Origin of the sequence: Pelomonas cellulosilytica, assembly GCF_021353265.1 — a bacterium.
Classification (GTDB): Bacteria; Pseudomonadota; Gammaproteobacteria; order Burkholderiales; family Burkholderiaceae_C; genus Pelomonas; species Pelomonas cellulosilytica.
Genome location: NZ_JAJTWU010000003.1, coordinates 476,984 through 501,809 on the forward strand (window position 1 = coordinate 476,984; position 24,826 = coordinate 501,809).

A 24,826-nucleotide genomic window follows, 5' to 3' on the forward strand; every position below is an offset into this window, starting at 1 on the left:
CGGTGGCGCGGGGGTTGAAAACGAAGCCCGGGAGACTAGCAGATGGGCATGACGGCGCCCATCACGGATTCCCGAAGCGTGGCTGCGGCGCCAGCAGGGTCTCGCACCGATCGGCCACGACGCGGATGGTGGCGTGCTGGTCGTAGCCGGCGTACTTCTCAGCGAAACGCTCGGCGTTCTGCTTTAACGACGGGTCGGCCAGCGCCCGCTTGACGAGGCGCTGGAACTGGCCAGACGCCGCCTCCGGGATGCTGACCGCCAGGCCCAGCGCCTCGACGCCGCGGGCGAACATCGTCTGCTCCAGCTGCTGCGGGAACAGCAGCACCGGCCGCCCCGCCAGCAGCATGGCCGCGACGGTGCTGATGCCCGCGTGCAGCACGGCCACGTCGCAGCTGCGGCGCACCTGCTCGATGTCCAGGGGCTGGCGCGAGATGGCCAGGTTGTCGCTGGAGAACGTCTCCACCAGCCGCTTGGAGACGCCCGGGATGTGCACCAGCACGCTCGCGTCCAGCTGGCGCAGCACGGTCAACAGCGCCTCCAGGCCGCCGTAGTCCGGCTTCAGGTAGGCAAAGATCTTCAGCGCGCCCCGCGCCGGCCAGCGCACCTCCTCGCCGCGGCCAAGCGCAAACATCGGGCCGACGAAATCGCCGCCGTTTCGATGGGGATAGTGGTCCAACTCGGGCAGCGTCGCGAAGACGTCGATGCTGCCGGACAGGATGTCGCGCATGCCGGCCACGGGCGGTGCGCCCAGCTCGTACAGCACCTGATTGGCCACGTGCAGCACCTGCTTCTCGGAGTCCATCAGGCGCGCGGCAGGCGCCTTGTCCTTCTGCCACCAGCGCAACGGCGGCAGGGGCGTCGTGTCCGGCGGCACCTGGAAGCCGTTCGCGAGGTTGAGCTGCGGCAGGCCCAGGCCACGGCTGGCGAGCACCGCAGTGGGCGCGTAGTCGAAGACGAGCGCATCCACGCTCAGGGCGGTCAGCAGGTTGCGCCAGGCGCGGCAGATGCTCAGCAGCGCCGGCACGTCCAGGAAGCCGAAACCCATCAGCAGCTCGGCGAGGCTCAGCGGGTCTGGCAGCTTCATGACACGGCCGATCCATAACGGCGCCTGGTACCACTTGAAGCCATGCGGGCCGAGCAGCCGCTCAGCCTCCACCAGCTCGCGGATGATGAAGACGACCTCATGGCCGCGCCGCTGCAGCTCCCGGGCGACGGGAATCATGCGCCCCAGGTGGCCGTAAGCGCCGCCGAGTTCCCAGATGAATGCGTAGCGAGCCATGGCGCGCGAGTCTAGGGGTGGGAAGCAAAGCGGCACCCGCAGGTGCCGCTTCTCAGGGATGGGGCTGGATCAACCCGCCGAACCGCCGTTTCGTCGGCGTCGGCTCAGCCACCAGCCGCCGCCGGCCGCCGCCAGCAGCCCAAGGCTGCCCGGCTCCGGCAGGTCCACCGCCGTTGCGGTCACCAGGAAGTCGGCCGTGTTGACCGGCGTGCCACCGTCGAACGGGTCGCCGGAACGGGCGATGGCGCTGAAGTCGGCGCACTCGTAGGTGGGCAGCGGGTTGCCATTGCCACCATCACCGCCGTAACCGCCATAGCCCTCGTAGCCACCATAGCCGCCATAGCCACCACCGCAGGTATGGACGTTGCCACGGCCGCTGACGATGGACACGATGTCGTAGTCGATCAGGATCGTTTCACCGATACCCACCAGGCCCATGTTGACCGTGAACGGGCCGCCGGCGCCGTAAACACTGCTGTCGGTGGCCGACGCGCAATTGGCCCAGTTGCCCAGCACGCCGATGTCGGACTCCGAGCAGGTGACGCCGGAGGTGGTCTGGACGATCGTCGTGTCGCCCTGGCTGACGACCGAGCCATTGCGGCGGATCTGCAGCCGCGTATTGGCCGAGCCGGTGCCGTCGCCGGACAAGCCGACGTTGCCGCTGTCCACATTGAAGGAGAAGTTCAGCAGTTGGACGCTGCCCGTCGTGTTCGTGTAGGAGCCGCTGTAAAGGGCACTCGTGCGGGCATAGAAGTCCAGACCCTGGCCCGAAGCGCGTGCACCGAAGTACGAGGAGCCATTGGTGTCCCCATAGGTGTGGAAGAACACGCCGGAGCCCGCTTCATCCTTGGAGAAGTAGAAATCGGCACCGCCCCCGGGCAGCGGCGTCGTCGATCCCTCGGGGATGGCGTCGGCCGGCGCATTGCCATTGAGCGCATAGGTGGCCGTCAGCGTGATGGTGGGATCGGCAGACGCGGTGGCACACAGGCCGCCGCAGGCCGCGGCCACGAGCAGGCTCAGCAGCCTGGCGCGGGGAGCGGGGATGTCGTCGTACATGAAAAAGCTCCAGAAACCAGATTGGGGCAGATCCGGGCCGGGCAGTCCGGCGCGGGCACCGATCGGGTGCAATTTCCAAGCCAGCGGTAATTTCTCTTCGGGGACAACGACTTGCCAATCACTTCTCCAAAAACGTCACGCTTCTGTCAAGAAAGCCGACATCCCTAGAACGCAGAGCGACTCAGGGCACGAGTCCCGCTCCCGTAGCATGCCGCGCGATGAACTACCTCATCGGCGACCTCCAGGGCTGCTGCGACGCATTCGAGCGTCTGTTGACCCGGATCGACTTCTCGCCCTCGCGCGACCGGCTGTGGCTGCTGGGCGACCTCGTCAACCGCGGCCCGGCCTCGCTGGCAACGCTGCGCCGGCTGCAGGCGCTGGGCGGTGCTGCGACCTGCCTCCTCGGCAACCACGACCTCCACCTGCTGGCGGTCGCCCACGGCGTGCGCCCGGCACACCGCAACGATACGGTCGCGCCCATCCTCGCTGCCCCCGACCGGGACGCCCTGCTCGACTGGCTGCGCCAGCAGCGCCTGGCCGTCTTCGATCAGGGCTGGCTGATGGTGCACGCCGGCGTCGTGCCGGCCTGGAGCCGCGACGACACGCTCGCGCTGGCCGCCGAAGTAGAAGCCGTGCTCCGCGGGCCCGACCTCGCGAGCTTCCTGCATGTGATGTACGGCAATGAGCCGGCCCGCTGGTCGCCGCACCTCGTCGGCAACGACAGGCTGCGGTTCACCGTCAACACGCTGACGCGGCTGCGCTTGTGCACGGCGGACGGCAAGATCGACTTCAAGACCAAGGAAGGTGTCGGCGCCGCGCCCGCCGGCTACCTACCGTGGTTCGAGGTGCCGGGTCGCCGCACGGCCGACACGCCCATCGCGTTCGGTCACTGGTCCACGCTCGGCCTGCTGGACCGGCCGACGCTGCTGGGCCTCGACACAGGCTGCATTTGGGGCGGAAGGTTGACGGCCGCGCGCGTCGACGGCACGGACCGCGAGATCATTCAGGTGGAATGCGAGCAGGCGCAGAAGCCGGGCTCGTAGAATGCCCAATCTTCGGGAAGCTTGGGGGAGTGGTTTAACCCAACGGTCTTGAAAACCGTCGGCCGGTCAAACGGCCCGTGAGTTCGAATCTCACAGCTTCCGCCATCCAGGTAAACGACCAAGAAGAAAACCAGGCCGGACAACGGCTTACCGCCGCAAACTGCGACAGTCGACTGTGACGCTTTGACCGTCTTCAACGCATGAAGACAAACAGTGCAAAGCCTCTCGGGTGCCGTCGGCCGCGAAGGACCGGGCACCGGCAACCTGTACCTTCGTCCCGCTGGACCTCCACGCCGCCTATGGGGACCGCGGGGGCTTCGGAATCGGTCTCGGCAGGTGCAGGCTGGGCAACCGCCAAGAGTCGAGGTCCTTCGAGTCAAGTACGAACAGGACTTCGCCCGCGAGAGGGCCGAGCTGTTCAACGGCAGGTGGCACACGTCCGCGACGGGCGCAGCCTCGACACCTGCCGCTGACACCACCCAACGACAAGCACGCAGTGTTGATGGCTTGCCCCGAGCATTTCCCGCCGTTACTGCGATTGCTCAGCGGAGCCGCATTGCTGGCAAGTTGCATTGCGCATGCTGCTGGCTTTTGCGCGGTCGAATCCGCGCGGAAAGAGGGGACGGGGTCGCCGTTCAACGCACCCCCGGCGCCTCACTATGGGTAGATGTCGAGCCAGGGGGAAATACCTGTGGAAAGCTGGGCAACTGACACAGTGGCCGCCCTCCCGCGAAGGCAGCAGCTCACCTGCACAGTCGGCGCTCCGACTAGAGCCCGGCCAGGTCGTGACCTACGACTTCGGCTCTCACCACAGTGGTTGCGCCTTGACTGTCGTGCACGAAAACGCAAAGCTGGGCGTCAAGATGCACTCATGGACCTACAGCACGTTGGTGGCGACTGAATGATTCGTGAGAAGCGCTAGAGAGGTCAGGCCCAGGAGATAGCGCTAAGGTCCACGCTAGAGACTCCATGCGAATGCTCACCCATACCGGCCGTTCCCAACGCGTCGGTGTGGTGAAGGTGTCAGTGGCTTCACCCTCCGCATGCGCATGCGAAACCACACCAGCACGTCGTCAACATAGGTGAAGACGACCGGCACGACCAGCAGGCTCAGAACCGTCGACGTCAGCAGCCCGCCGATGACGACGATGGCCATGGGCTGGCGGAAGCTCGGCTCCGCGCCCACCCCCAGCGCGTTGGGCAGCATGCCGGCGCCCATCGCGATCGTGGTCATGACGATGGGGCGGGCGCGCTTGTGGCAGGCATCGATGATGGCTTCCAGCCGCTCCATGCCATGCTCGCGCCGAGCGACGATGGCGTACTCCACCAGCAGGATGGAGTTCTTGGTCACGATGCCCATCAGCATCAGCACACCGATGACCACTGGCATGGAGAAGGCCTGACTGGTCATCCACAACGCCAGCAGCGCGCCGCCCAGGGCCAGCGGCAATGCGCACAGTATCGTGGCCGGCTGCAGGAAATCGTGGAAGAGCAGCACCAGCACAGCATAGATACAGAAGATGCCGATCGCCATGGCGACGCCGAAGCTGGTGAACAGCTCCGACATGCGCTGCAGTTCGCCCTGGTCGACGTAGCGCACGCCAGTGGGCAGGGTGCGCAGCGCGGGCAGCGCCATCGCCTCGCGCTGCACTTCGCCGATGGCGCGGCCGTTCAGCTCCACGCTGAGCGTGACATTGCGCGAGCGGTCGATGCGGTCGATCTGCGACGGGCCGCTTCCCATCGCGAGGTCTGCCACCGAGGCCAGGCCGACCGAGCCGTTCGTGCCCGGCACGCGCAGTTGCCCGATGGCGTCCAGGTCCTGGCGCACGCGTTCGTCAAGGCGCACGCGAATGGCGATCTGGCGCTGTGGCAGGTTCAGCTTGGGCAGAGCCTGCGAATAGTCGCCATACGTCGCGAAGCGCACCGCATCGGCCAGCGCCTCGGAGGTGACGCCCAAGGCCGCGGCCTTGGCGCTGTCGGGGCGGATCTGTATCTCGGGCCGCTGCAGCGCGGCGCTCGAGGTGACGTTGCCGATGCCTTTGAGCGTGCGCAGCTGTGTCTCGGCCCGCGCAGCGGCCAGCATGAGCGCCTGCGGGTCGTCGCTTGCCAACGTCAGCTGCAGGGACTCGCCACTGCCGCCGCCGCCTACCGAGATGCGCGCGCCGGGTAAGGTCCGCAGCAAGCTGCGCATCCTGGCCTCGACCTGGGACTGCTTGACGTCGCGGTCGCCGCGGGCGACCAGGTCCACCGTCAGCGTCGCGCTGGTCAGGTCGGCCGCGCTGGCGCCGCCCATGCCGACGCCGGTCGAAGCGGTGCCCGCAGAGACGAAGACGCTATGCACCTCAGGCAGCTGCTTGAGCAGCTCGGCGGCACGACTAGCGGCGGCAGCGGTCACATCCAGTGTCGTGCCGGGCGCTAGCTTCAGACTGACGCTGCTCTGCGCCTTGTCCTGGGCCGGCAGGAAGGCGGTGGGGATGAAAGGCGTGACTGACACAGCCACGACGAGGAACAGCGCCGCCAGTGCCACTGTGGTCTTGCGGCGGCCAAGAGAGGTACGCGCCCAGCCCAGGTAGCGCGTCATCAGCGGGCCATCGGTGGAGATCTCGTGATGGCCGGGCGTCGTGGGCTTGAGCAGATAGGCCGCCATCATGGGCGTCAGCAGCCGCGCCACCAGTAGCGAAGCCAGCACGGCCACCGAAGCTGTCACGCCGAACTGCCGGAAGAACTTGCCCGGTATTCCGCCCATGAAGGCGGTCGGCAGGAACACGGCAACCAGCGTGAAGGTTGTCGCGATGACGGCTAGGCCAATCTCGTCGGCCGCCTCCATGGCGGCCTGCAAGGGCGTCTTGCCCATCAGCAAGTGGCGCTCGATGTTTTCGATCTCGACGATGGCATCGTCCACCAGCACGCCCACCACCAGCGACAAGGACAGCAGCGTCACCGTGTTGAGCGAATAGCCCAGCAGCCACATGGCCAGGAAGGCCGGCGCGATTGACAGCGGCAAGGCCGCCGCCGACACCAGCGTGGCGCGCCAGTCGCGCAGGAACCACCAGACGACGATGACTGCCAGCACCGCGCCCTCGATGAGCAGGTGCATGGAGCCGCGGTAGTTCTCCTCGATGGGCTCGACGGTGTTGGACGCCTCCTCGATATTGACGTTGGGATGGGCCACGGCGAAGGCCTTGACGGCGGCGCGCACGTCACTGGCCACGCCGGTGTCGGAGAAGCCGCGCGAGCGCGTGAGTTGGAAGCCGATGACCCGCTTGCCGTCGCGCAAAGCGATGGTGGAGCGTTCGGCATGGCCGTCGCTGACGCGGCCGATCTGGTCCAGGCGCACATAGCGGCCGTCAGCCAGCGGCACAGCGATGGCGGCAACCTCTTCGGGCCGCCCGACCGTGGCGAGGGTGCGCACCGACTGCCGCTGGCCGCCGAGTTCGCCCTGGCCACCGGAGCTCTCCTTCTGCACGGCCTTGAGCCGCGCCGACACGTCCGACGGCGTTACGCCCAGGCCGGCCATCAGCGTGGGCTGCAGCTCCACGTGCACCTCGCGGTCCACGCCGCCCACGCGCGCGACCGACGCGACGCCCTTGACCGCCAGCATGGCCTTGGCCACGTCGTTGTCGACGAACCAGGACAGGTCCCGCTCGTCGAGCTGGCTGGACTCGATGGTGTAGGTCAGCAGGGCGGAGCCAGCAGCCGTCAACTTGGACACCGTCGGCGAGGCCATGCTGACAGGCAGTTCAGACTTAGCACTGTCGACGGCGTTGCGCACCTCGTTGAGCGCTTCCTCGGCGTTCTTGTCGATGTCGAAGCTGACGCTCATGCTGACGGCGCCATCGGTGATGGTCGTCGTCACATGATCCAGCTTGGAAAGCGAGGCCAGCTTGTCCTCGATCTTGCGCGCGACCTCGGTCTCCAGTTGCGACGGCGCGGCGCCTTCCAGCGCGGCGTTGATGCGGATGGTCGGCAGGTCCATGTCCGGGAAGTCCTGGACCTGCAACTTGCCGAAGCCGATCAGGCCGATGACCGTCAACAGGATGAACAGCAGGATGGACGGGACGGGGTTACGGATGGACCAGGCGGAGACATTCATACCGTCCCCCATCAGCGCGAAACAGCCGAGGCTGCCGAAGCAGCCACCACCGTCACCCGGGCGCCATCCGAGAGGAACGCACCACCGCTTGCGACGACAAGTGCATTGGCCGGCACGCCAGCAAGCACCTCAACGCGCTGCTGCTGGCGCCGGCCCACGGTCACGACGACGCTGCGAACCTTGCCGTTGGCATCCACCAGATAGGCGTAGTCGCGACCGTCGCGCGCGACCAGGGCACTCTGCGGCAGCGTCAGTGCCGGCCTGACCGGCAGCTCGAATACGCCATCGGCAAACATGCCAACGCGCGCGACGCTGTCGGTCGGCAAGCCGACGTAGACCAGGGCCCGGCCCGTGTTGGTGCTGAGCACCGGCCCGACCAGGCGTACCCGGCCTTCCACGGTCTGACCGGTGGGGAGTGACACGTTGGCGCGCTGGCCTTCCTTGATGACGGCGAGCTGGCGAGCGTCGACCTCGGCCCGCCATTCGACGCGGCTCTGCCGCACCAGCCGGAACAGCTCGGTGCCGGCGTTGACGACGTTGCCCAGCACGCCCGTGCGAGACGACACCAGGCCGTCATCCGGGGCGGTGATGCGCGACTGGCGCAGCTTCAGCTGTGTGGCGGCCAGGTCCGCCTTGGCAGACGCCAGGCTGGCGCGCGACGTGGCCTCGGTGATGCGGTACTGCTCGATGGCTTGGGCCGACAGGCCGCCCGCGCTCTCGACCTGCTTGGCGCGCTGCACGTTGGAGACCGCCTGGTCCAGGCTGGCCTGGGCTTGCGCCACCAGCGCCTGCTGCTTGCTTAGGTCGTTCTGCAAGCTCTCGTCGGCCAGGCGAGCCAGCAACTGGCCACGCTTTACGCGCGCACCCACGTCCACCAGCAGCTCGGCGATGCGCAGTCCGCCGGTTTCGGGGCTTACGACGACTTCCTGCCAAGCTGCCAGCGCGCCGTTGGCCTGCACGGTTTGTGGCCATGACTGGCTGGTGGGAGACACGACTTCCACCGTCAGCACGCTGGGCGCGGTGGCTGCGCTGGCCGGGCCATCGGGGCCGTCCTGCTTGGGCTTGCATGCCGACAAAAGCAACAGGGAAAGGGTGGCAGCGCCGATGGCGCGCAGGCAGGGCCGGTTCAAGGCGTTGCTCCTTGGGGATTCTTCGAGGTGTTAAGGCCGGCAGCAGCGGCATCGAACGGGCGCGTGATGGGGGAACCAGCCGTCCAGCCGCCTCCCAGGGCCTTGTAGAGGGCGATCCAGTAGCTGACCTGGCTTTGTCTCAAGGTCAGGTCCTGCACCTCGGCTGACAGCGCCGAGCGACGCGCCTCTTCGAGGGGCAGCAAACTTGCCGTGCCCGCCCGCCAATTGGCCTCTGTGGCGTTGAAGTAGCGCCGGTACTCCTCGGTCGAGCGTTGGGCTTCAGTGGCAAGCTGGCATGTGCTGTCGAGATTGACCAGGGCTTCCTCGACTTCGCGCACGGCAGCTCGCACGCCTTGGCGGTAGCCGGCCAGCGCGCCGGCGTAGCTGGCTTTGGCGCTGTCGACGGCGGTGCGGCCCCGGCCGCCGTCGAAGATTGGCAGCGACAACTGCGGTCCAAACGACCACGCCGTGTAGCTGGTACCCGAAACCGTGTTGCGGCTGATCGAGCCGCCAAGTGACAGGCTGGGATAGAGGTCTGCCCGTGCTGCGCCGATCTCCGCGCTGCTGGCGGCGAGTTCGCGCTCCAGCGAAGCAAGGTCAGGTCGCTGTCGCAGCACGTTGGCCGGCACGCTGTCCACGTTCAGAGCCGCGGGCTGCGGCAGATCTCGGCTGCCCGTCATGGCGGACAGCAACGCAGGCTCGTCCTGGCCAGTCAGATAGACCAGGGACTTCAGCAAGAGCGCGCAGTCGGCACGCTGGCGCACCGCGGTGGATCGCGCACTCGAGAGGCTGGCGCGTGCCAGCGCCCCTTCGGCCGGCGCGGTGAAGCCCGCCTTGACCATGGACGCGGTGGTGGCCTCCGTCGCGCTGACCGATGTCAGCTCGCGCTCATAGACTTCGGCCAGCAGGCCGCAGGCGCGATATCGCACATAGGTGTCTGCCACCTCGGCGGCCAGAGACACCCTGGCATCGTGCCAGTCCGCCTCGCGTGCCTCAACGCGGGCGCTGGCCGCCTCGGCATTCCGGCGCACGCGACCGAACAGGTCGATCTCCCAGGATGCATCCAGGCCGGCACTCTTCACCGTCGTGGTGGCCGCCTGGCTGCCGGCCTGCTGCCGGCTGCGTGCAGCACTTCCAGAGGCGTTGACAGTGGGCAACGCGCCTGCGTTCGTGCTGGTCAGCGCGGCCCGTGCCTGCTCAATGCGGACCCAGGCCTGGCTCAGCGACGGGCTGTCCGCCTCGGCCCAGTCAACCAGCCGGGTCAGCGCCGGGTCGTTGAACTGGGCCCACCAGTCATGCAGTGCCCCTCCCTGCCCGCCGTGCGGCAGTGGGGACCGCCAGGCCGTCGTGAGCAACTGGGCCGGGCCGGAATAGGTGGGCCCGACGGCGCAACCGGCCAGCGCTGCCAGTGCGGCGCTCACGGCGATCAGGGAGCGGAAGGTAGATGGTTTGAGCATGGCGATCCTGCAGTCCTCATGCTAGGAAGGCCGCCGGTTAAACGCCCCCCGGCTGGGTTAAGGTGGGTAAAACCGCCTGCCCGCAAGTGGCATGTCGCCAGGCCGGGCCGGATACTTTCTGGCAATGAACAAGGTCCTGCTCGTTGACGACGACGTCGACCTCACCGCCATGCTGTCGCAGTACTTGGCGCGCGAGGGTTTCGAGGCGTATGCCGTGCACGACGGCGAAGCCGGTGCGGCCGAGGCCTTGAGCCAGCCCTACAGCATCATCATCCTGGACATCATGATGCCGCGGCTGTCGGGCATAGAGGCGCTGCGCCGCATCCGCGCCCGCAGCCAGGTGCCCGTGCTGATGCTGACCGCTCGCGGCGACAACATCGACCGAATCGTCGGCCTGGACATGGGCGCCGACGACTATGTGCCCAAGCCCTGCACGCCGGGCGAACTGGTGGCGCGCATCCGCGCCATCCTGCGCCGCACGGAGGGGCGTGAGCCGATCGCCTCGGCCGCACCACGCGAGGCGTCCAAGCTGCTGCAGGCCGGGCCGTTGACACTATCGCCAGGCAGCCGCCGCGCCACCTGGCAGGGTCAGCCGCTGGAGCTGACCGGCACCGAGTTCTCGCTGCTGGAAGTGCTGACTCGGCACGCTGGCCAGCTCGTCAGCAAACAGGACATCTCCGTGCAGGCCTTCGGCCAGCCACTGGCGCGCTTTGACCGCCGAATCGACGTGCACATCAGCAGCATCCGCCAGAAGCTCGGCCTGCGCGACGACGGGCAGTCTTGGATACAGAGCGTGCGCGGTCGCGGCTATCAGCTGCTGAAGGACTGACCATGGCGGCAGCGCGCCGGGCCGGCCGCCTGTTCTGGAAATTCTTCCTCTCGCAATGGGTCGGCATGATGCTGACGCTGGTCGTCTTGACGACCTATTTCCACTTGACGGGCCGCAAGCCGCCTCCCGCCGCCGAGGGCATGCTGTTCGGCGTGATCCCGCTGGTACCGTTGGCGGCCGGCCTGTGCACCATGCTGCTGACCAGCCTGGGCCTGGCTTGGTATCTGTCGCGCCCCATCCGCCACCTCAGCTGGGCCCTGCACCAGGTCGCCGAAGGCCATCTGCACACGCGAGTGCAGGACCGCATGGGGCGGCGCAATGACGAGATTGTCGACCTCGCCGGCGACTTCGACCGCATGGCACGGCAGTTGCAACAGCTGACCGAATCGCGGCAGCAGCTGTTGCATGACATCTCGCACGAGCTGCGTTCGCCGCTGGCACGGCTGCAGGTCGCCATCGGTTTGCTGAAGCAGGACCCAGCCAGCTTCGAGTCGATGCTCGACCGCATCGAGCGCGAAAGCCAGCGCCTGGACGGCCTCATCGAGGAACTGCTGACCTGGCACCGCCTGGAGGCCGGCGCAGCCGTGCCGCCGGCCAGTCGCGTCGACGTCATCGAGCTGCTGCACGCAATTGCCGACGATGCGCAGTTCGAAGCGCAGGCGCGGCGGCAGTCGGTGCGCATCGAGGCCCCAGGCGAGTTCGTGGCCTTGGTGCATGGCGAGCTGCTCTACCGCGCTTACGAGAACGTCATACGCAATGCCATCAAGTTCAACAAAGTGCTGGGCGAGGTGGTCATTACCGCGCAGGTGGATGTCGAAAGGGACGAGTTGATCTGCACGGTGGCGGACCAGGGCTCAGGCGTGCCGGCGGAGTTGCTGGACACCATCTTCGAGCCTTTCGCCCGCGTGGCGGGGTCGGAGAACGTGCAAGGCGTCGGCCTCGGGCTGGCGATTGCCAAGCGCGCCATAGCGCTGCACGGAGGGCGCATCCATGCCGAACCCAGGCCGGGCGGCGGCCTAACGATGCTGCTGGCATTGCCTCGGTCACATCTTTACCCAATCTAACCCTGGCATAACCCAGCTAACGCGCCCCCTTCCTAGCATCGACGCTTCGCCAGCCGTTCCAACGAAGCGCCATGTCCAAGCCCACCCACCCGCCCCATGCCTTCTGGCGGGCTTGGCTCCTGCTCAGTGCCTGCATATTCCTGCGCATCCTGCTCTGCCTGTGCTTGGGCTGGGCGCTGTTTGCCTGCCTCCTGCCCGTGCTCGCGCCACCGCCACCGGCGCTGTCCTCCCGCAACAATCTTGATCTCGCCACCTTGAGGCAGGACAAGTGATCAGGGTTATGGCATTTGCCACCGGGCCGGCGGGGCCGCGGTGGCCCCGCCGGCGCGTGCTGGCCGCGACTGCCGTGCTCGGGACGCATCTGCTGCTGCTCTGGGTGCTGTGGCACCTCAAGCAGCCGGCGCGGCCTCACGGCAAGGCTAGCGTGTCGATTCCGATCCGCTTCGTCCCCGATCGCCAGGCACGGGTCCGACCCGCGGACGAGCAGGTGGCGGCGACGCGGGCGCGCGTACGCACGCCTCCTGTTCAAACGCCGGTGGTCATCCCACCCGTCGAGCCTGGCGTTGAGGCTGTTGCTCCGTCGGTTAGCGAGGCAACTTCTTCGACGGGGGCAATCGGCCAAAGCGGACCTTTGGCCGGAACACCGGGCAACTCAGCTTCCGCGCCGGGTGCGTTGACCTTGAAACCGAGCCGGGAAGTCATGCTCGGCTCGCTGTCCAACCCCGCAACCACCGATCCACGCAGCAATACGCCCAAGCCGACCTTTGAGGAGCGCATTGCGATGGGGCTCGACCCCGAGTTGTGCGTCAAGGTCGAGCGCCTGCCGAACGGTGAGATCCGCCGTCGCATGGGAAAAATGGTGAACGCTCAGTCGGCCATTCAGAACACTCATGGCACGGGGCCGCATGGCATCAAGGTGTGCCAGTAGGGGGTGGCTCGAGTGCTGGAAGGCCTGAGCAGCAGGAAGTACCCATGGGCCAAAACACGCCTTATGCCCGCCCCACCTCCTCAAAACGATGCCCAGATCGTTCTGAGGCCTGACGGCCTTGCGGTTGACCAAGTGCAACCAGGATCATGACCTAACGACGACGTGCAATGTGACCGTTCAATGCCGACGCGGACGAGCCGACGAAATAGACTAGAAGTGCGGCAAGGCGAGCGCGAAGGGCAATCAGTTCCCGCAGCCCCGTTGCAGTCAATCATTCACGTCACAGATCTCCAAACCTCCGCGAAGATCGACAAACGTCAATCCATCTATCAAGACGCCGCCGCATTCAACCGCTGCGGCGTTTTGCTTGTGGACGTTGACGAAACTCAGCCAAGGCCATGGCTGATCATTTCGCACGGTCACCTCCGCGATCGGCGGCTTGCGCAGTGGTGGCTCGCGGAGGTCGGCGAAGCCACCGGTTGGGGCACGAACGCGTGCGGCCACGCGGCAAATCCCGTGACGCCCACGTTAGCGTTGACGACCGGCCGGATCTGTTTGAAACCCGCTGAGTGCCTCACTTATCCGCCTCTTCCGCTCGACTCTCACAGCGTTCGCCGCCAAGGTCTGGCACGCGGATTGCCCTAGGCGCGCAGCTCCTGACCACCCCATGCCTATCTCACCGCCCCTCTTCGTCGTGTTCAATCGAGCGTCCGGCCACAGTGACCGCGATGAACTCGGCCCGGCCGTCGAAGCCGCCTGCGCGGCGGCTGGTCGGCGCTGCGAACTGTTGCCTGTGAACCATCCGCGGGATCTCGCCGCCAAGGCAGGCGACGCGGTGCGACGAGCCCGGGACACGCAAGGCATCGTCGTGGCCGCCGGGGGTGACGGCACGATCAACGCCGTTGCACAGGCGGTGCTGGGCAGCGGCTGCACCTTCGGCGTGCTGCCGCGCGGCACGTTCAACTACTTCGGACGCACACACGGCATCCCAGCGGACCTGGACGGCGCGTTGCGGGTGTTGCTGCAAGAGCAGCCGGTCCCCGTCCATGTGGGCCTGCTGAATGAGCGGGTCTTCCTCGTCAACGCCAGCCTGGGCCTGTATCCGCAACTGCTGGAGGACCGCGAGGCCTGGAAGCAGCAGTTCGGCCGCAGCCGCCTCGTGGCGCTATTCGCCGGCCTGAAGACCCTCCTGCGCGGCCATCGCAGCTTGCGGCTGTCCATCGAGCTCGCCGGCGCCCTGCAGCAGGTGCGCACGCCCACACTGTTCGTCGGCAACAACGCACTGCAGATGGAACAGGTCGGCTTGCCGCAGGCCCGGGCGATCGACGACGGTCAACTCGCAGGCGTCATGCTGCGCCCGGTCGGGCGCTGGTCGTTGCTCGCGCTACTGGCTCGCGGTGCCTTCGGTCAGCTGGGCGAGGCCGACCAGGTGCAGAGCTTCGCGTTCGAACGCCTGACGGTGACCGCACGCGCCTTCGGCGCCCGGCGCCTCAAGGTCGCGACGGACGGCGAGGTGCTGTGGATGCCGCTACCGCTGCGCTTTGCTGTGGCGCCGCAGCCGCTGATGCTGATCCGGCCGACCGGCATGGCACCAGAGCGCCGCGAGGTGCAGGCTGCCGCAGCGGGTGATATGGAGGCCGACGCGGCATGACGACACACCTGTGGAGCACTTCACATTGAGCCAGGTGCTGCACGTCTCCGATCCGCATTTCGGCACCGAAAGGCCGTTGGCGATGGCCGCGCTGGAACAGTTGTGCCGCACGCTGAAGCCAGACCTGCTGCTGGTCACGGGGGACATCACCCAACGAGCGCGCCGCGAAGAGTTCGCCGCCGCGCGCGCCTTCTTCGACCGGCTAGCGGTGCCGCGGCTGCTGCTGCCCGGCAACCATGACATCCCGCTCTTCGACGTGCTGTCGCGCGTCCTGCGCCCCTACGGCCGCTACCTCGAGGCCTTCGGCCCGGCACTGGAGGGCGAGTTCGAGCGGGAGGATCTGCTCGTCGTCACGCTGAAGACGACGCGGCGCTACCGCCACACGCAGGGCGAGATATCCGCCAGCCAGATCGAGCGGGCGGCGGCCCGCATGGCGCAGGCGCGTCCTGGCCAGCTGCGCCTCGTCGCCGTCCACCAGCCGGTAGCAGCCGTGACGCCGGACGATGTCGACAACCTGCTGCGCGGCCGCGCACGCGCGGTGCAGCGCTGGGCCGAAGTCGGCGTGGATGCCGTGCTGGGCGGCCACATCCACCTGCCCTACGTACTGCCGCTGCGTCAGCGCTGGCCTGCGCTGAGTCGCGAGGTGTGGGCCGTGCAGGCCGGCACGGCGCTGAGCCACCGGCTGCGCGGCGGCATCAACAACTCCGTGAACGTCATCCGCACCGGCGTGTCCGACCCCGCCGTCGTCGAGCGCTGGGACCTGAACGACGCATCGGGGCAGTTCGAGCGTGTCGCCGTGACGCCGATCGGCGGCGACGTGGCCGCTCAGGGTTGACCGGTGTAGCGCGTGTGGAAGCGCCGGCCCTGCGAGTCCATGGCCTGCAGCCACAGCTCGGACTTGACGTCAGCGGACGGCGCAAAAGCAGTGGCGAGGGTGGCCGTCGTCCTGGGCGGTAGCGGCGCCGGGGTGTCGAGCACTGCAGGAGCGCCGCCTGCCGTCGGCGTGAAGACGCGGCTGATGCCGACGAGGCGCAGGTCCGGGTTGGCCGTGGCCCAGGCGGACCAGTTGATCACGTAGGTGCCACCCTGCAGGTCCAGCGCACGCAGCGGCTGGCTCGTGCTCAGTCCGTCGACCGCTGGGAAACGGGCAGCAGCGGGGTCCGCGAGCACGTCGGCGCGCAGGTAGGCATTGCGGGTCTCGGCGGTGCCGGCGACCGTGTAGCTTGCGGTGTACTTGGCAGCGCGTGTGCTGTCGGCGCCGCCGACCCAGCCGATGGCCGGGCGCAGCAGCGCGACGTCGGCGACACCGCCGGCGGGCGTGACGTCGGTGGCGCCCGCGGTGGATGACACGCACAGCTGCGACCGGTTGCAGTATCCGAACGGGATGCTGAAGCCCCCCGGCAGCTGCACGACAGCCGACGTCAGCAACTGCGTCGGCGGGTTCACGCCGGCCGGGTCCAGCGTCTGCGCCTGCACCTCGATCTGCAGGCCGATGACAGGGTTGGGCGACAGGCCGGTGTCGGCCGTGCCGTCGGCGGTCTTCGCGGCGAAGGCCAGCGGCAGCACGCTAAACGAAAGCTTCTTGCCATTGCCGGCGAGGTTCCACTTGTTGGTCGTCGTGGCGGCCTTGTTGAAGCGGATCGCGTCGCTGAACACGTCGATGACCGCGCCCGTCGAATCGCTGACGATCGCGCCGACCAGCACGCGGGCGCAATCGCTGGCAGCCGGCGCGTCGTCGGCGCAGCCCAGCAACTGGAAGCGGCCGAGCTGGCGGTTGCCCGTCGTGTAGGCCGCCAGGATGGCGGCCACATCGGTCTTGGCGCGGCCGTCGTGCTTGTCGTAGCCCGCCAGCAGCGCATGGCCGGCGATGGTCGTCGCGTCCTTGCCCTGCGCGATGAGCTGGTTCAGCGCCGCGCCCAGCTCGTCCACCGACGGCAGGTTGGCCAGCAGCTTGGTCGCGCTGGTGGCGGCCTTCAGCGTGGACGTGATGGCGTTGGCCGGCGTAGCGCCGCTCGTCTTCAGCAGCTCGGCCTGCGCCGTGGGCAGCTCGACGACGACCTCCGCCGTCGGCGCGGCCAGGAACTTGTTGGCGACCTGCAGCAACGGCACGTTGCGCGCGGAGCGGGCGAGGTCCACACGCACGCTCTCGATGAGCAGGTCGTGCGGGCCTTTGTTGGCAGCAAAGGAGGCATCGGCCATCAGGTCCAGCGACGCGATCTTCAGGTCCGTCATCTGCGTCTTGACCAGCGTCTTCAAGAAGTCGCTGGCCGCAGGCACGGCGCCGGCCATCTGCGAGAGCTGGCTGCCACTCGTGGCGGCTGCGGCGAACACCGGCGCCGGCTCCGTGCCCAACGCGAGCGCGACGACCGCGTTCGTCAGCGGGGTGACATGGCCCACCATCGCCGGGCCGATCGACGGCACCGTGGAATGCAGCACCTGCGGGTTGCCGCCGGCATCCATGCCGCGGACCTGGATGAACAGCGGCGCGGCAGGGTTGGCGGTGGCTAGCGTGATGCTGTAGCTGCCGTCGGCCGCGTGCGTCGTGGCGCTGCCCACGACCTTGCCCTGGCCGTCGACGACGCTGACCTGCGCATTGACCAGCGGCGCGCCAGTGGCGGCCACACCGCGCAGCATCAGCGGTGCGCTGCCCGACGAATCGCCGCTACTGCTGCCGCCCCCGCCACCGCAGGCGGCAAGCAGCAGGGCGACGATGAAGGCGAGGAAGCGGTACGGCATGGCGCAGGCGGAAGACGGTTCTTGCGCCAGTGTGCCGCCGCGGCCGCACCCGCGGTGGGCCGGAAAGCGGGCGGATTCAGCGGCTGATCTTCACCCAGCTGAGCTCCACGAAGTTGTCGGCCCGGTGCACCACCGTGACGTTGCTGCGCGCCGCCCACGGGATGACCTGGCGGTGCAGCGGGATCAGGTTGACCTGCTCGCGCAGCTCGGTCAGCGCGCCGCGGATTTGCTGCTCGCGCGCTTTCGGGTCCCGCTCGATGCTGCTCTGCGCGGCCAGCGCATCGGCCTTGTCGTTGCGGAAGTTGCCGTAGTTGTAGTCGCCCACCCCCTTGGCGCCGCGGTTGCGCAGCAGCGGTGTCAGGATGGTCTCGGCATCCGTCACGGCGCCACCCCAGCCATACATGAAGAGGCTGGTATCCAGCTTCTCCAGCTTGGGGAAGTACAGCACGCGCGGCATCGCGTTGACCTTGACCTTGATCTTCAGTTGCGCCCACATCGCGGCCAGCGCGGCGCAGATCTGCTCGTCGTTGATGTAGCGGTTGTTGGGGCAGTCCAGCGTCACCTCGAAGCCATTGGCGTAGCCGGCGTCTGCCATGGCCTTGCGCGCGGCGGCCAGGTCGTATGGCAGCCGTGTCTGCAGGGCCGGGTCGTCGAACGACGCCGAGCTGGACGGCGTGAGGCCGCCGGTGGGCACGGCCAAGCCGCTCATTAGCTTGGTCTTCAGCGCCTCGATGTCGATGGCCTGGTAGAGCGCGCGGCGCACCCGGACGTCCTTGAATGGGTTCTTGCCGCCGGGCACACTGCCGTACAGCAGCTTGTCACGCGCCTGGTCCATGCCGATGAAGACGAGCCGATTCTCCGGTCCGTCGACGATCTTCACGCCCGGCGTGCTGCGCAGCCGCGTCACGTCGCGCGGCGCCGGGTCGTGCAGGAAGTCGATCTCGCCGGAGACGAGAGCGGCCAGCCGCGTGGCATCGCTGGCGATAGGCGTATGCACGACCTCCTGCACATTGCCGTCGAACTTGCCCCACCAGTTCGGATTGCGCTGCAGCACCGTCTTTATGCCCGGCTGGCGGCTCACCAGCATGAAGGGCCCCGTGCCATTGGCGTGCGTGCCGGCGAAGCTCTCTTCCTTGTTCTTGAAGTCCAGCGGCTTCGTGACGCGGTTCGTCTCGCACCACTTGCGGCTCATGATCCACAGCTGGTCGATGTGCTGCAGGAAGATGGGGTTGAACACCGCCAGCTGGAACTCCACCGTCAGGTCGTCCACGCGCCTGGGCGTGCCGACGGCATTGGCGTAGACGGCCGTCTGCGAGGTCGGCTCCTTGGCGCGCTGGATCGAGAAGACAACGTCGTCGGCCGTCAGGGGCGTACCGTCGTGAAACCTGACGCCGCTGCGCAGCTTGAAGCGCCAGATCAGCGGGCCAGTCTGCGTCCATTGTTCGGCCAGGCCCGGCACCAGCCCGAGCTTGGCATCGCGCTGCGTCAGCCGCTCGTAGATCTGGCTGTTGATGTTGTTCGTCAGCGTCTCGTTCTGCGAGTGCGGGTCCATCGTCTGGGCGTCGCCCTGGCTGGCCCATCGCAGCGTCTGTGCCGACACCCCCACGGCCACGCCCAACAGGGCCACGCCAATCCACCGTTTCATTGCCGATCTCCGGATCACGTTCATTGAACGTGAGTTTAGGAGGGGCCCTATTTCACGGTGTCAGCGCTTGGAATTGGGGTTCCAGAGTTCCTCGAGGTGGGTGAAGCCCCAGTTCTCCGGCGGCTCGCGGCCGACGATGCGATCGGACGTGCCGGCGGCCAGGTCGACGACCTGCACCGGAATGGGCAGGTTGGACTTCGTCGAATAGAACACCTTCACCCGCGGCGACACAAGCGAGCCGCCGTTCTGGTCGACGACAACGGCCAGCCGGCCCGACTGCAGCCGCACGAGCGTGCCGGTCGGGTAGATGCCGACGCTCTTCACGAAGGCCTGGAAGACGACGGGATCGAAGTGGCCCTTCCACTGCGACATGCGCTGCAACGAGCCGGCCGGGTCCCAGGCGTTCTTGTAGGGCCGGGTGGACGTGATCGCGTCGTACACGTCGCAGACGGCGCCCATGCGGGCGACGAGGCTGATGCCCTCGCCCGCCAGCTTGTGCGGGTAGCCGCTGCCGTCCATCTTCTCGTGGTGATGCAGGCAGACGTCCAGCGCCACGTCGGGCACGTTGGTGCCGGTCTTCAGCATCTCCCAGCCTCGCTCGGGGTGTGTGCGCATGACGGCGAACTCGTCGTCGGTCAGCGCGCCCGGCTTGTTCAGCACCTCCAGCGGCATCATCATCTTGCCCACGTCGTGCAGCAGACCGGCCAGGCCGGCCTCGCGGACCTGGGCGTCGGACAGCCCAAGATGCCGTCCCAGCGCCACCATCAGGCCGCAGACGGCCACGGAGTGAAGGTAGGTGTAGTCGTCCTTGTCCTTAAGACGGGCCAGGCTGACGAAGGCCGAGGGGTTGCGCGCCAGCGACGACGTGACCTCGTCGACGATGGGCAGGCAGGCCTCGCTGTCGATGGCCTTGCCCAGCCGTGCTTCGCCAAACAGCTTGATAACGGCGACCTTGGAACGGTTCAGCAGCTGGCTGGCACGGTCCAGCTCGGCTTCCATCGTCACGCGGGCTTCGGGCACCGCCGGCGCCGGCGCCGGTGCTGGCAAAGGCGCAGGCGGCCTGGCTTCGGGCATGCGCGGGAGCTCCGCCGGCGCGGGCGCCCGTGCGGGGCTGGGCTTGTCTGCCTCGCCCGTCGCCACGTCACAGCCCTTGCTGATGTCGATCCAGACTGCGGGCACGCCGCTGGCCTTTAGCGCCGCAAGATCGGCCGCATCAGTCAGCACAAACTTGGTCTTCCAGAACGGATGGGAAAGCCACGCGCCCTCCATCGCCTGGAGAAACATGCCCAACCTGACATCAGCAGTCGGAATCTTTTTCAACATGACGGCAAAGCCCCTGTAACTCAGAGTATCGGGGGCCGGCTGCCGGGTCTCTGTGCAGCTCTGCACGGTTTCTCACGGCATGTCGAAAAGAAAAAGCCGCCTCGATGGGCGGCCTTCGCAGAGCGCTCCCGGCGCGTCAGCGAAACTTGCTCTGGGGCACCGTGGCCAGCTCCGTGGGCAGCGTGGCGATGTAGCTGGCGATGACCTTGAGTTCGGCGTTGCTGAACTGCTTGACCTGGCCGGCCATGATGGCGTTGCCGCGACCGACCGTGTGGCTGTTCTCGGTCTTGTACGCCTTCAGCGCGACGGCGAGGTAGTCGCCGTGCTGGCCGGCGAGCTTGGGATAGCTCGGGTCGATGGGCTTGCTGAAGTTGGCGCCATGGCAGGACACGCAGGCGCCCTTCTTGACCAGCTCGGCCACGTTGGCCGGTGCGTCGGGAATGGTTTCGGGCACGGCAGGCAGCTTGGCCTGCTGCTCGTAGTAGGCAGCGATGTTGGCCATGTCCGCGTCACTGAGCGAGCCGGCGATGCCCTGCATGGTCGGGTGCTTACGCTCCCCCTTGGCATAGGCCTGCAGCGCCGCGACGATGTACTTGGCATTCTGCCCCGCGATCATGGGCACCTTGTGCACCTCGGGGAAGCTGGCCTGGTATCCCGGGATGCCGTGGCAGCCGATACACATCGCGATCTTCTTCTCGCCCGCCTTCACATCCTGCGCCTGGGCAGCGAAGGCACCGAGGGCAGCGACCAGGGCAAGCGAAATCCGCAGCAGTCTTTTCATGTCTCGTTGGATGTGGTTCTTGAGCGAATCGAGTATAGGAGGCCTCCTATACTGAAACAGCCCCCTCCAAGCCCCGGTTTTCCCCATGAGATTTGCAGGTTCCGACCAGTATGTGGCCACCGCCGACCTGATGCTCGCGGTCAATGCCGCGGCGACGCTGCAGCGGCCCCTGCTTATCAAGGGAGAACCCGGCACCGGTAAGACGATGCTGGCCGAGGAGGTCGCGCGGGCGCTGGGCATGCCGCTGCTGCAGTGGCACATCAAGAGCACGACGAAGGCGCAGCAGGGCCTGTACGAGTACGACGCGGTCAGCCGGCTGCGCGACAGCCAGCTCGCCGGCATCGAGGGCAGCGAGCGCGTCCGCAACATCGAGAACTACATCGTCAAGGGCGTGCTGTGGCAGGCCTTCGAAGCCGAGCAGCCGGTCGTGCTGCTGATCGACGAGATCGACAAAGCCGACATCGAGTTCCCGAACGACCTGCTGCGCGAGATCGACCGCATGGAGTTCTACGTCTACGAGACGCGGCAACTCGTCAAGGCGCGGCACCGGCCGCTCGTCTTCATCACGTCCAACAACGAGAAGGAACTGCCGGACGCCTTCCTGCGCCGCTGCTTCTTCCACTACATCAAGTTCCCCGACGCCGAGACGATGCAGAAGATCGTCGATGTGCACTTCCCGACGCTCAAGAAGGATCTGCTGGCCGCCGCGCTGAAGAGTTTCTATGACGTGCGCAACCTGCCGGGCCTGAAGAAGAAGCCCAGCACCTCCGAGCTGATCGACTGGCTCAAGCTGCTGGTGGCCGAGGACATGCCGGCCGAGGCGCTGCGCTCGCCCGACGACAAGGTCGGCATCCCGCCGTTGGTGGGCGCGCTGCTGAAGAACGAGCAAGACCTGACGCTCTTCGAGAAGCTGGTCTTCATGCAGAAGCACAGCCGCTGATGGCCCAGAACTTCGATCGCGCGCTGCGCGAGGGCCTGGCCGACGCGATCGGCTTCGTGGGCGGTGCGCTGGGCGGCTGGGCGGTGGGCCGGGAGGTGTTGGGCATCGACTTCATTTCTAGCCCGGACTGGAATGCGCCGCAGTTGCTGGGCCTCGTGCTCATCGTGGCCGGCTGCGGCGTGGGCCGCCTGCTCGCCCGGCGGCTGATGCTGAAGGACAAGCCATGAAGCCGATCGAACCCGTCGAACTGGCCGGCGGCCCGGTCCGCCTCGTGCCGCTGACGGTAGACCACGTGCCTGGCCTGCAGGCGGCCGCGGCCGATGGCGAGTTGTGGAACCTGCGAATCACCAGCGTGCCGGCGCCGCAGGAGACGCTGGCCTATGTGGAGACTGCGCTGGCCGGCCAGGCGGCGGGCCATCGGCTGCCGTTCGCCGTGCTGGACGCTGCCACGGGCGAAGTGCTCGGGTCCACCAGCTATCACGACATCGTGCCGGCCATCGACCGGCTCGAAATCGGCTACACCTGGTACGCCCGGCGCGTGCAGCGCAGCGCGGTCAACACGACGGCCAAGCTGCTGCTGCTGACGCACGCCTTCGAGACGCTGGGCGCGCAGCTGGTGGGCTGGCGCACCGACAACTTCAACCATGCCTCGCAGCGCGCCATCGAGCGGCTCGGCGCCAAACGTGACGGCGTGCTGCGCCACCACGCGCTGCGCCGCGACGGCACGGTACGGGACACCGTCATGTACAGCCTGGCCCGCGGCGAATGGCCCGAAGTAAAGGCGCATCTGCAGTGGCAATTGACGAGACCCCGACCATGACCCAGGCCCCTCGCGCCTTTGACGTCGAAGCGTTGTGGGCACTGGACCGCATCGCCGCGCCCAGCCTCAGCCCCGACGGCGCCCAGGCCGTCGCCGCGGTCACGCGCTACGACATGGACGCCAACACCGGGCGCACCAGCCTGTGGCTGTTCTCCACGCTGGGCGGTGCGGCGCGCCGCCTGACCGAAGCGGGAGACAAGGACGGCTCGCCGCAATGGAGCCCGCGCGGCGACCTCATCGCCTTCACCGCCAAGCGCGAGCAGGGCGGCGTGAGGGACGACGAGACGCAGCTCTACGTCATCGCCGCCGATGGCGGCGAGGCGCGCCGCGTGGGCCAGGTGGCCACCGGCGTCGAGGCCTTCAAGTGGTTCCCCGACGGGCGGCGCATAGCCTTCGTGTCTTGGGTCTGGCCCGACCGCAAGGCCGCCGCGCAGGCCGACGCGCTGCGCGAGTTCAAGGCCCGCAAGGAGACGGCCTACGTCACCGACGAGGCGCTGTACCGTTTCTGGGATCACCACGTCCCCGCCGGACGAGTGCCGCACCTGCATTTAATGGACGTGACCACCGGCCAGGTGCGCGACCTGTTCGAGGGCAGCGCCTGGGAGCTGGAGCGCGCCGAGCCCGACGCGAACTGCTTCGACATCTCGCCCGACGGCCGACGCATCGCCTTCGCCTTTGACCCGGCCGCCGACAAGCGGCTGGACAACCGCTTCGCGCTCGCCGAGCTCGACGTGCGCACGCGCCGCGTGGACACGCTGCTGCAGGACGCCGACTGGTCGTTCACCGCCCCGCGCTACAGCCAGGCCGGCGGCCATCTCGCCTTCCTCGCCAGCCACCAGGCGGTGGGCCACAACCAGCCCGACCGGCTGGCCGTGCTGGACCAGCGCGGCCACTGGGCCGTCTTCAGCGACGACTGGGACCATGAAGTCACCGCGCCGCTGTGCTGGACCGAGGACGACCAGACCGTGCTGCTGGCCGCCGAGGAGCGCGGCCGACGCCACCTGTGGCGCTTCGCGCTGGGCGACCGCCGCGCCGAGCGCGTGTTCGAGGGCGGCCATGTCGGAAGCTTCGCGCATGCCGGCGGTCTCACGGTCGTCAACCATGACAGCCTCCGGTTCCCGCCGCGGCTGTCAGTACTGGACGGCGCGACAGCCCAGCGCATCGACAAGCTCAACGACGAGCGCCTCGCCGGCCACCGCTTCGGCCACCCCACGGAGGTGAGCATCACCGGCGCCCGCGGCGACGCGGTGCAGATGTGGCTCGTCCACCCGCCCGGTTTCGATGCGAAGAAGAAGTGGCCGGTCATGCACGTCATCCACGGCGGGCCGCACAGCGCCTTCGGCGACAGCTGGCACTGGCGCTGGAACCACCAAGTGTTCGCCGCGCAAGGCTATGTCGTGGCGTGCGTGAACTACCACGGTTCCTCCGGCTTCGGGCATGAGTTCCTGGACAGCATCACCGGACATTGGGGCGAGTACGAGCTGCAGGACATCGAGGCCGCGACCGACTGGCTGCTGCGCCAGCGCTGGGTCTCGGCCAGGCGCATCGTCGCCACCGGCGGCAGCTATGGCGGCTACATGGTGGCGTGGATGAACGGCCATGTGCAACCCGGCCGCTACCAGGCTTACGTCTGCCACGCCGGCTGCTACGACTGGCAGGCGATGTACGCCGATGACGCCTACGCCTGGCACCGCAAGGAGCTGGGCGCCGCCTACTGGGACGACCCGGCCCGCGTCGCTGCACAGAGCCCGCATGCCTTCGCGCAGCACTTCAGCACGCCCACCCTCGTCATCCACGGTGCGCTGGACTACCGCGTGCCGGACGCTCAGGGCCTTGCCTACTACAACACGCTGAAATCGCTGGGCGTGCCGGCGCGGCTGGTTTGGTTCCCGGACGAGAACCACTGGGTGCTCAAACCCCGCAACAGCCGGCTCTGGTACCGGGAGTTCTTCGACTGGCTGGCACGTCATTTGCCGAAGGCGCACTGAGTTGCGCGGACCGGCCCAGCCAGGGCCGCACTGCATAATCGATTAGAGCCTGCCGCCCCTGCT

Annotated in this window: 21 protein-coding genes and 1 tRNA gene; 12 read left to right on the forward strand and 10 right to left on the reverse strand. The window is 67.6% G+C overall.

Features of this window, described 5'->3' with window-relative positions:
- Positions 1 to 61 precede the first annotated feature (61 nt).
- Together LXT13_RS09595 and LXT13_RS09600 are read right to left on the reverse strand one after the other, a co-directional pair.
- Positions 62 to 1,279: a glycosyltransferase gene (locus LXT13_RS09595; protein ID WP_233371703.1), complete on the reverse strand. Its 1,218-nt coding sequence runs from the start codon at positions 1,277 to 1,279 to the stop codon at positions 62 to 64.
- A gap of 69 nt (positions 1,280 to 1,348) precedes the next feature.
- On the reverse strand, positions 1,349 to 2,335 hold the full coding sequence (locus LXT13_RS09600) for a PEP-CTERM sorting domain-containing protein (protein ID WP_233371704.1): 987 nt from the start codon (positions 2,333 to 2,335) through the stop codon (positions 1,349 to 1,351).
- Positions 2,336 to 2,553: 218 nt separating this feature from the next.
- Here LXT13_RS09600 and LXT13_RS09605 point away from each other — a divergent pair, with 218 nt between their 5' ends.
- Together LXT13_RS09605 and LXT13_RS09610 are read left to right on the forward strand one after the other, a co-directional pair.
- Positions 2,554 to 3,378, forward strand: coding sequence for a symmetrical bis(5'-nucleosyl)-tetraphosphatase (locus LXT13_RS09605; protein WP_233371705.1), 825 nt, complete (start codon positions 2,554 to 2,556; stop codon positions 3,376 to 3,378).
- Positions 3,379 to 3,393: 15 nt separating this feature from the next.
- A tRNA-Ser gene (locus tag LXT13_RS09610) sits at positions 3,394 to 3,483 on the forward strand.
- Positions 3,484 to 4,357: 874 nt separating this feature from the next.
- On the opposite strand, the gene LXT13_RS09615 is transcribed toward LXT13_RS09610, so the two are convergent.
- The 3 genes from LXT13_RS09615 to LXT13_RS09625 are packed head-to-tail and all read right to left on the reverse strand — an operon-like array spanning position 4,358 to position 10,058.
- The gene (locus LXT13_RS09615; RefSeq protein ID WP_233371706.1) at positions 4,358 to 7,471 is read right to left on the reverse strand and encodes an efflux RND transporter permease subunit; all 3,114 of its coding nucleotides are present in this window, start codon (positions 7,469 to 7,471) and stop codon (positions 4,358 to 4,360) included.
- Positions 7,472 to 7,482: 11 nt separating this feature from the next.
- Positions 7,483 to 8,601, reverse strand: coding sequence for an efflux RND transporter periplasmic adaptor subunit (locus LXT13_RS09620; protein ID WP_233371707.1), 1,119 nt, complete (start codon positions 8,599 to 8,601; stop codon positions 7,483 to 7,485).
- A complete protein-coding gene (locus tag LXT13_RS09625) occupies positions 8,598 to 10,058 on the reverse strand; it encodes an efflux transporter outer membrane subunit (protein ID WP_233371708.1) in 1,461 nt (486 codons plus the stop codon). The genes LXT13_RS09620 and LXT13_RS09625 overlap by 4 nt, the downstream gene beginning before the upstream one ends.
- Positions 10,059 to 10,182: 124 nt before the next feature.
- Between LXT13_RS09625 and LXT13_RS09630 the strand changes: the two genes are divergently transcribed.
- The 4 genes from LXT13_RS09630 (at position 10,183) to LXT13_RS09645 (ending at position 12,879) form a co-directional block, all read left to right on the forward strand.
- Positions 10,183 to 10,887 carry a response regulator transcription factor gene (locus LXT13_RS09630; protein ID WP_233371709.1) on the forward strand — a complete coding sequence of 235 codons (705 nt, stop codon included), beginning with the start codon at positions 10,183 to 10,185 and terminating at the stop codon, positions 10,885 to 10,887.
- Between the two features lie 2 nt (positions 10,888 to 10,889).
- Entirely contained in the window at positions 10,890 to 11,951 is a 1,062-nt protein-coding gene (locus tag LXT13_RS09635) for a HAMP domain-containing sensor histidine kinase (protein WP_233371710.1), read from the forward strand.
- Positions 11,952 to 12,022: 71 nt separating this feature from the next.
- A complete protein-coding gene (locus LXT13_RS09640) occupies positions 12,023 to 12,223 on the forward strand; it encodes a hypothetical protein (protein WP_233371711.1) in 201 nt (66 codons plus the stop codon).
- An 8-nt stretch (positions 12,224 to 12,231) separates the two neighbouring features.
- Positions 12,232 to 12,879, forward strand: a complete 648-nt coding sequence (locus LXT13_RS09645) for a hypothetical protein (RefSeq protein ID WP_233371712.1) — start codon at positions 12,232 to 12,234, stop codon at positions 12,877 to 12,879.
- Positions 12,880 to 13,146: 267 nt separating this feature from the next.
- Here the strand turns inward: LXT13_RS09645 and LXT13_RS09650 are convergent, their stop codons facing one another.
- Positions 13,147 to 13,383, reverse strand: coding sequence for a hypothetical protein (locus LXT13_RS09650; protein WP_233371713.1), 237 nt, complete (start codon positions 13,381 to 13,383; stop codon positions 13,147 to 13,149).
- A gap of 163 nt (positions 13,384 to 13,546) precedes the next feature.
- On the opposite strand from LXT13_RS09650, the gene LXT13_RS09655 reads away from it, so the two are divergent.
- Together LXT13_RS09655 and LXT13_RS09660 are read left to right on the forward strand one after the other, a co-directional pair.
- Positions 13,547 to 14,530, forward strand: coding sequence for a diacylglycerol/lipid kinase family protein (locus tag LXT13_RS09655; RefSeq protein WP_233371714.1), 984 nt, complete (start codon positions 13,547 to 13,549; stop codon positions 14,528 to 14,530).
- A gap of 10 nt (positions 14,531 to 14,540) precedes the next feature.
- Entirely contained in the window at positions 14,541 to 15,365 is an 825-nt protein-coding gene (locus LXT13_RS09660; protein ID WP_233371715.1) for a metallophosphoesterase family protein, read from the forward strand.
- On the opposite strand, the gene LXT13_RS09665 is transcribed toward LXT13_RS09660, so the two are convergent.
- The 4 genes from LXT13_RS09665 to LXT13_RS09680 all read right to left on the reverse strand — a co-directional run bounded on the left by LXT13_RS09665 (position 15,356) and on the right by LXT13_RS09680 (position 21,015).
- Positions 15,356 to 17,266, reverse strand: a complete 1,911-nt coding sequence (locus LXT13_RS09665) for a carboxypeptidase-like regulatory domain-containing protein (protein WP_233371716.1) — start codon at positions 17,264 to 17,266, stop codon at positions 15,356 to 15,358. The two genes, LXT13_RS09660 and LXT13_RS09665, sit on opposite strands and share 10 nt — an antisense overlap.
- Before the next feature lie 76 nt (positions 17,267 to 17,342).
- On the reverse strand, positions 17,343 to 18,911 hold the full coding sequence (locus LXT13_RS09670; protein ID WP_233371717.1) for an ABC transporter substrate-binding protein: 1,569 nt from the start codon (positions 18,909 to 18,911) through the stop codon (positions 17,343 to 17,345).
- Between the two features lie 60 nt (positions 18,912 to 18,971).
- Entirely contained in the window at positions 18,972 to 20,234 is a 1,263-nt protein-coding gene (locus tag LXT13_RS09675; protein WP_233371718.1) for an HD-GYP domain-containing protein, read from the reverse strand.
- A 136-nt stretch (positions 20,235 to 20,370) separates the two neighbouring features.
- Positions 20,371 to 21,015, reverse strand: a complete 645-nt coding sequence (locus LXT13_RS09680; RefSeq protein WP_233371719.1) for a c-type cytochrome — start codon at positions 21,013 to 21,015, stop codon at positions 20,371 to 20,373.
- Between the two features lie 85 nt (positions 21,016 to 21,100).
- Here LXT13_RS09680 and LXT13_RS09685 point away from each other — a divergent pair, with 85 nt between their 5' ends.
- The 4 genes from LXT13_RS09685 to LXT13_RS09700 are packed head-to-tail and all read left to right on the forward strand — an operon-like array spanning position 21,101 to position 24,763.
- Positions 21,101 to 21,955 carry an AAA family ATPase gene (locus LXT13_RS09685; RefSeq protein ID WP_233371720.1) on the forward strand — a complete coding sequence of 285 codons (855 nt, stop codon included), beginning with the start codon at positions 21,101 to 21,103 and terminating at the stop codon, positions 21,953 to 21,955.
- Complete coding sequence (locus LXT13_RS09690; protein ID WP_233371721.1) at positions 21,955 to 22,182, forward strand: hypothetical protein; 228 nt, start codon at positions 21,955 to 21,957, stop codon at positions 22,180 to 22,182. The genes LXT13_RS09685 and LXT13_RS09690 overlap by 1 nt, the downstream gene beginning before the upstream one ends.
- Complete coding sequence (locus LXT13_RS09695) at positions 22,179 to 22,775, forward strand: GNAT family N-acetyltransferase (protein ID WP_233371722.1); 597 nt, start codon at positions 22,179 to 22,181, stop codon at positions 22,773 to 22,775. The genes LXT13_RS09690 and LXT13_RS09695 overlap by 4 nt, the downstream gene beginning before the upstream one ends.
- Positions 22,772 to 24,763 carry a S9 family peptidase gene (locus LXT13_RS09700; protein WP_233371723.1) on the forward strand — a complete coding sequence of 664 codons (1,992 nt, stop codon included), beginning with the start codon at positions 22,772 to 22,774 and terminating at the stop codon, positions 24,761 to 24,763. Before LXT13_RS09695 ends, LXT13_RS09700 begins: the two co-directional genes overlap by 4 nt.
- Positions 24,764 to 24,826: the final 63 nt, after the last annotated feature.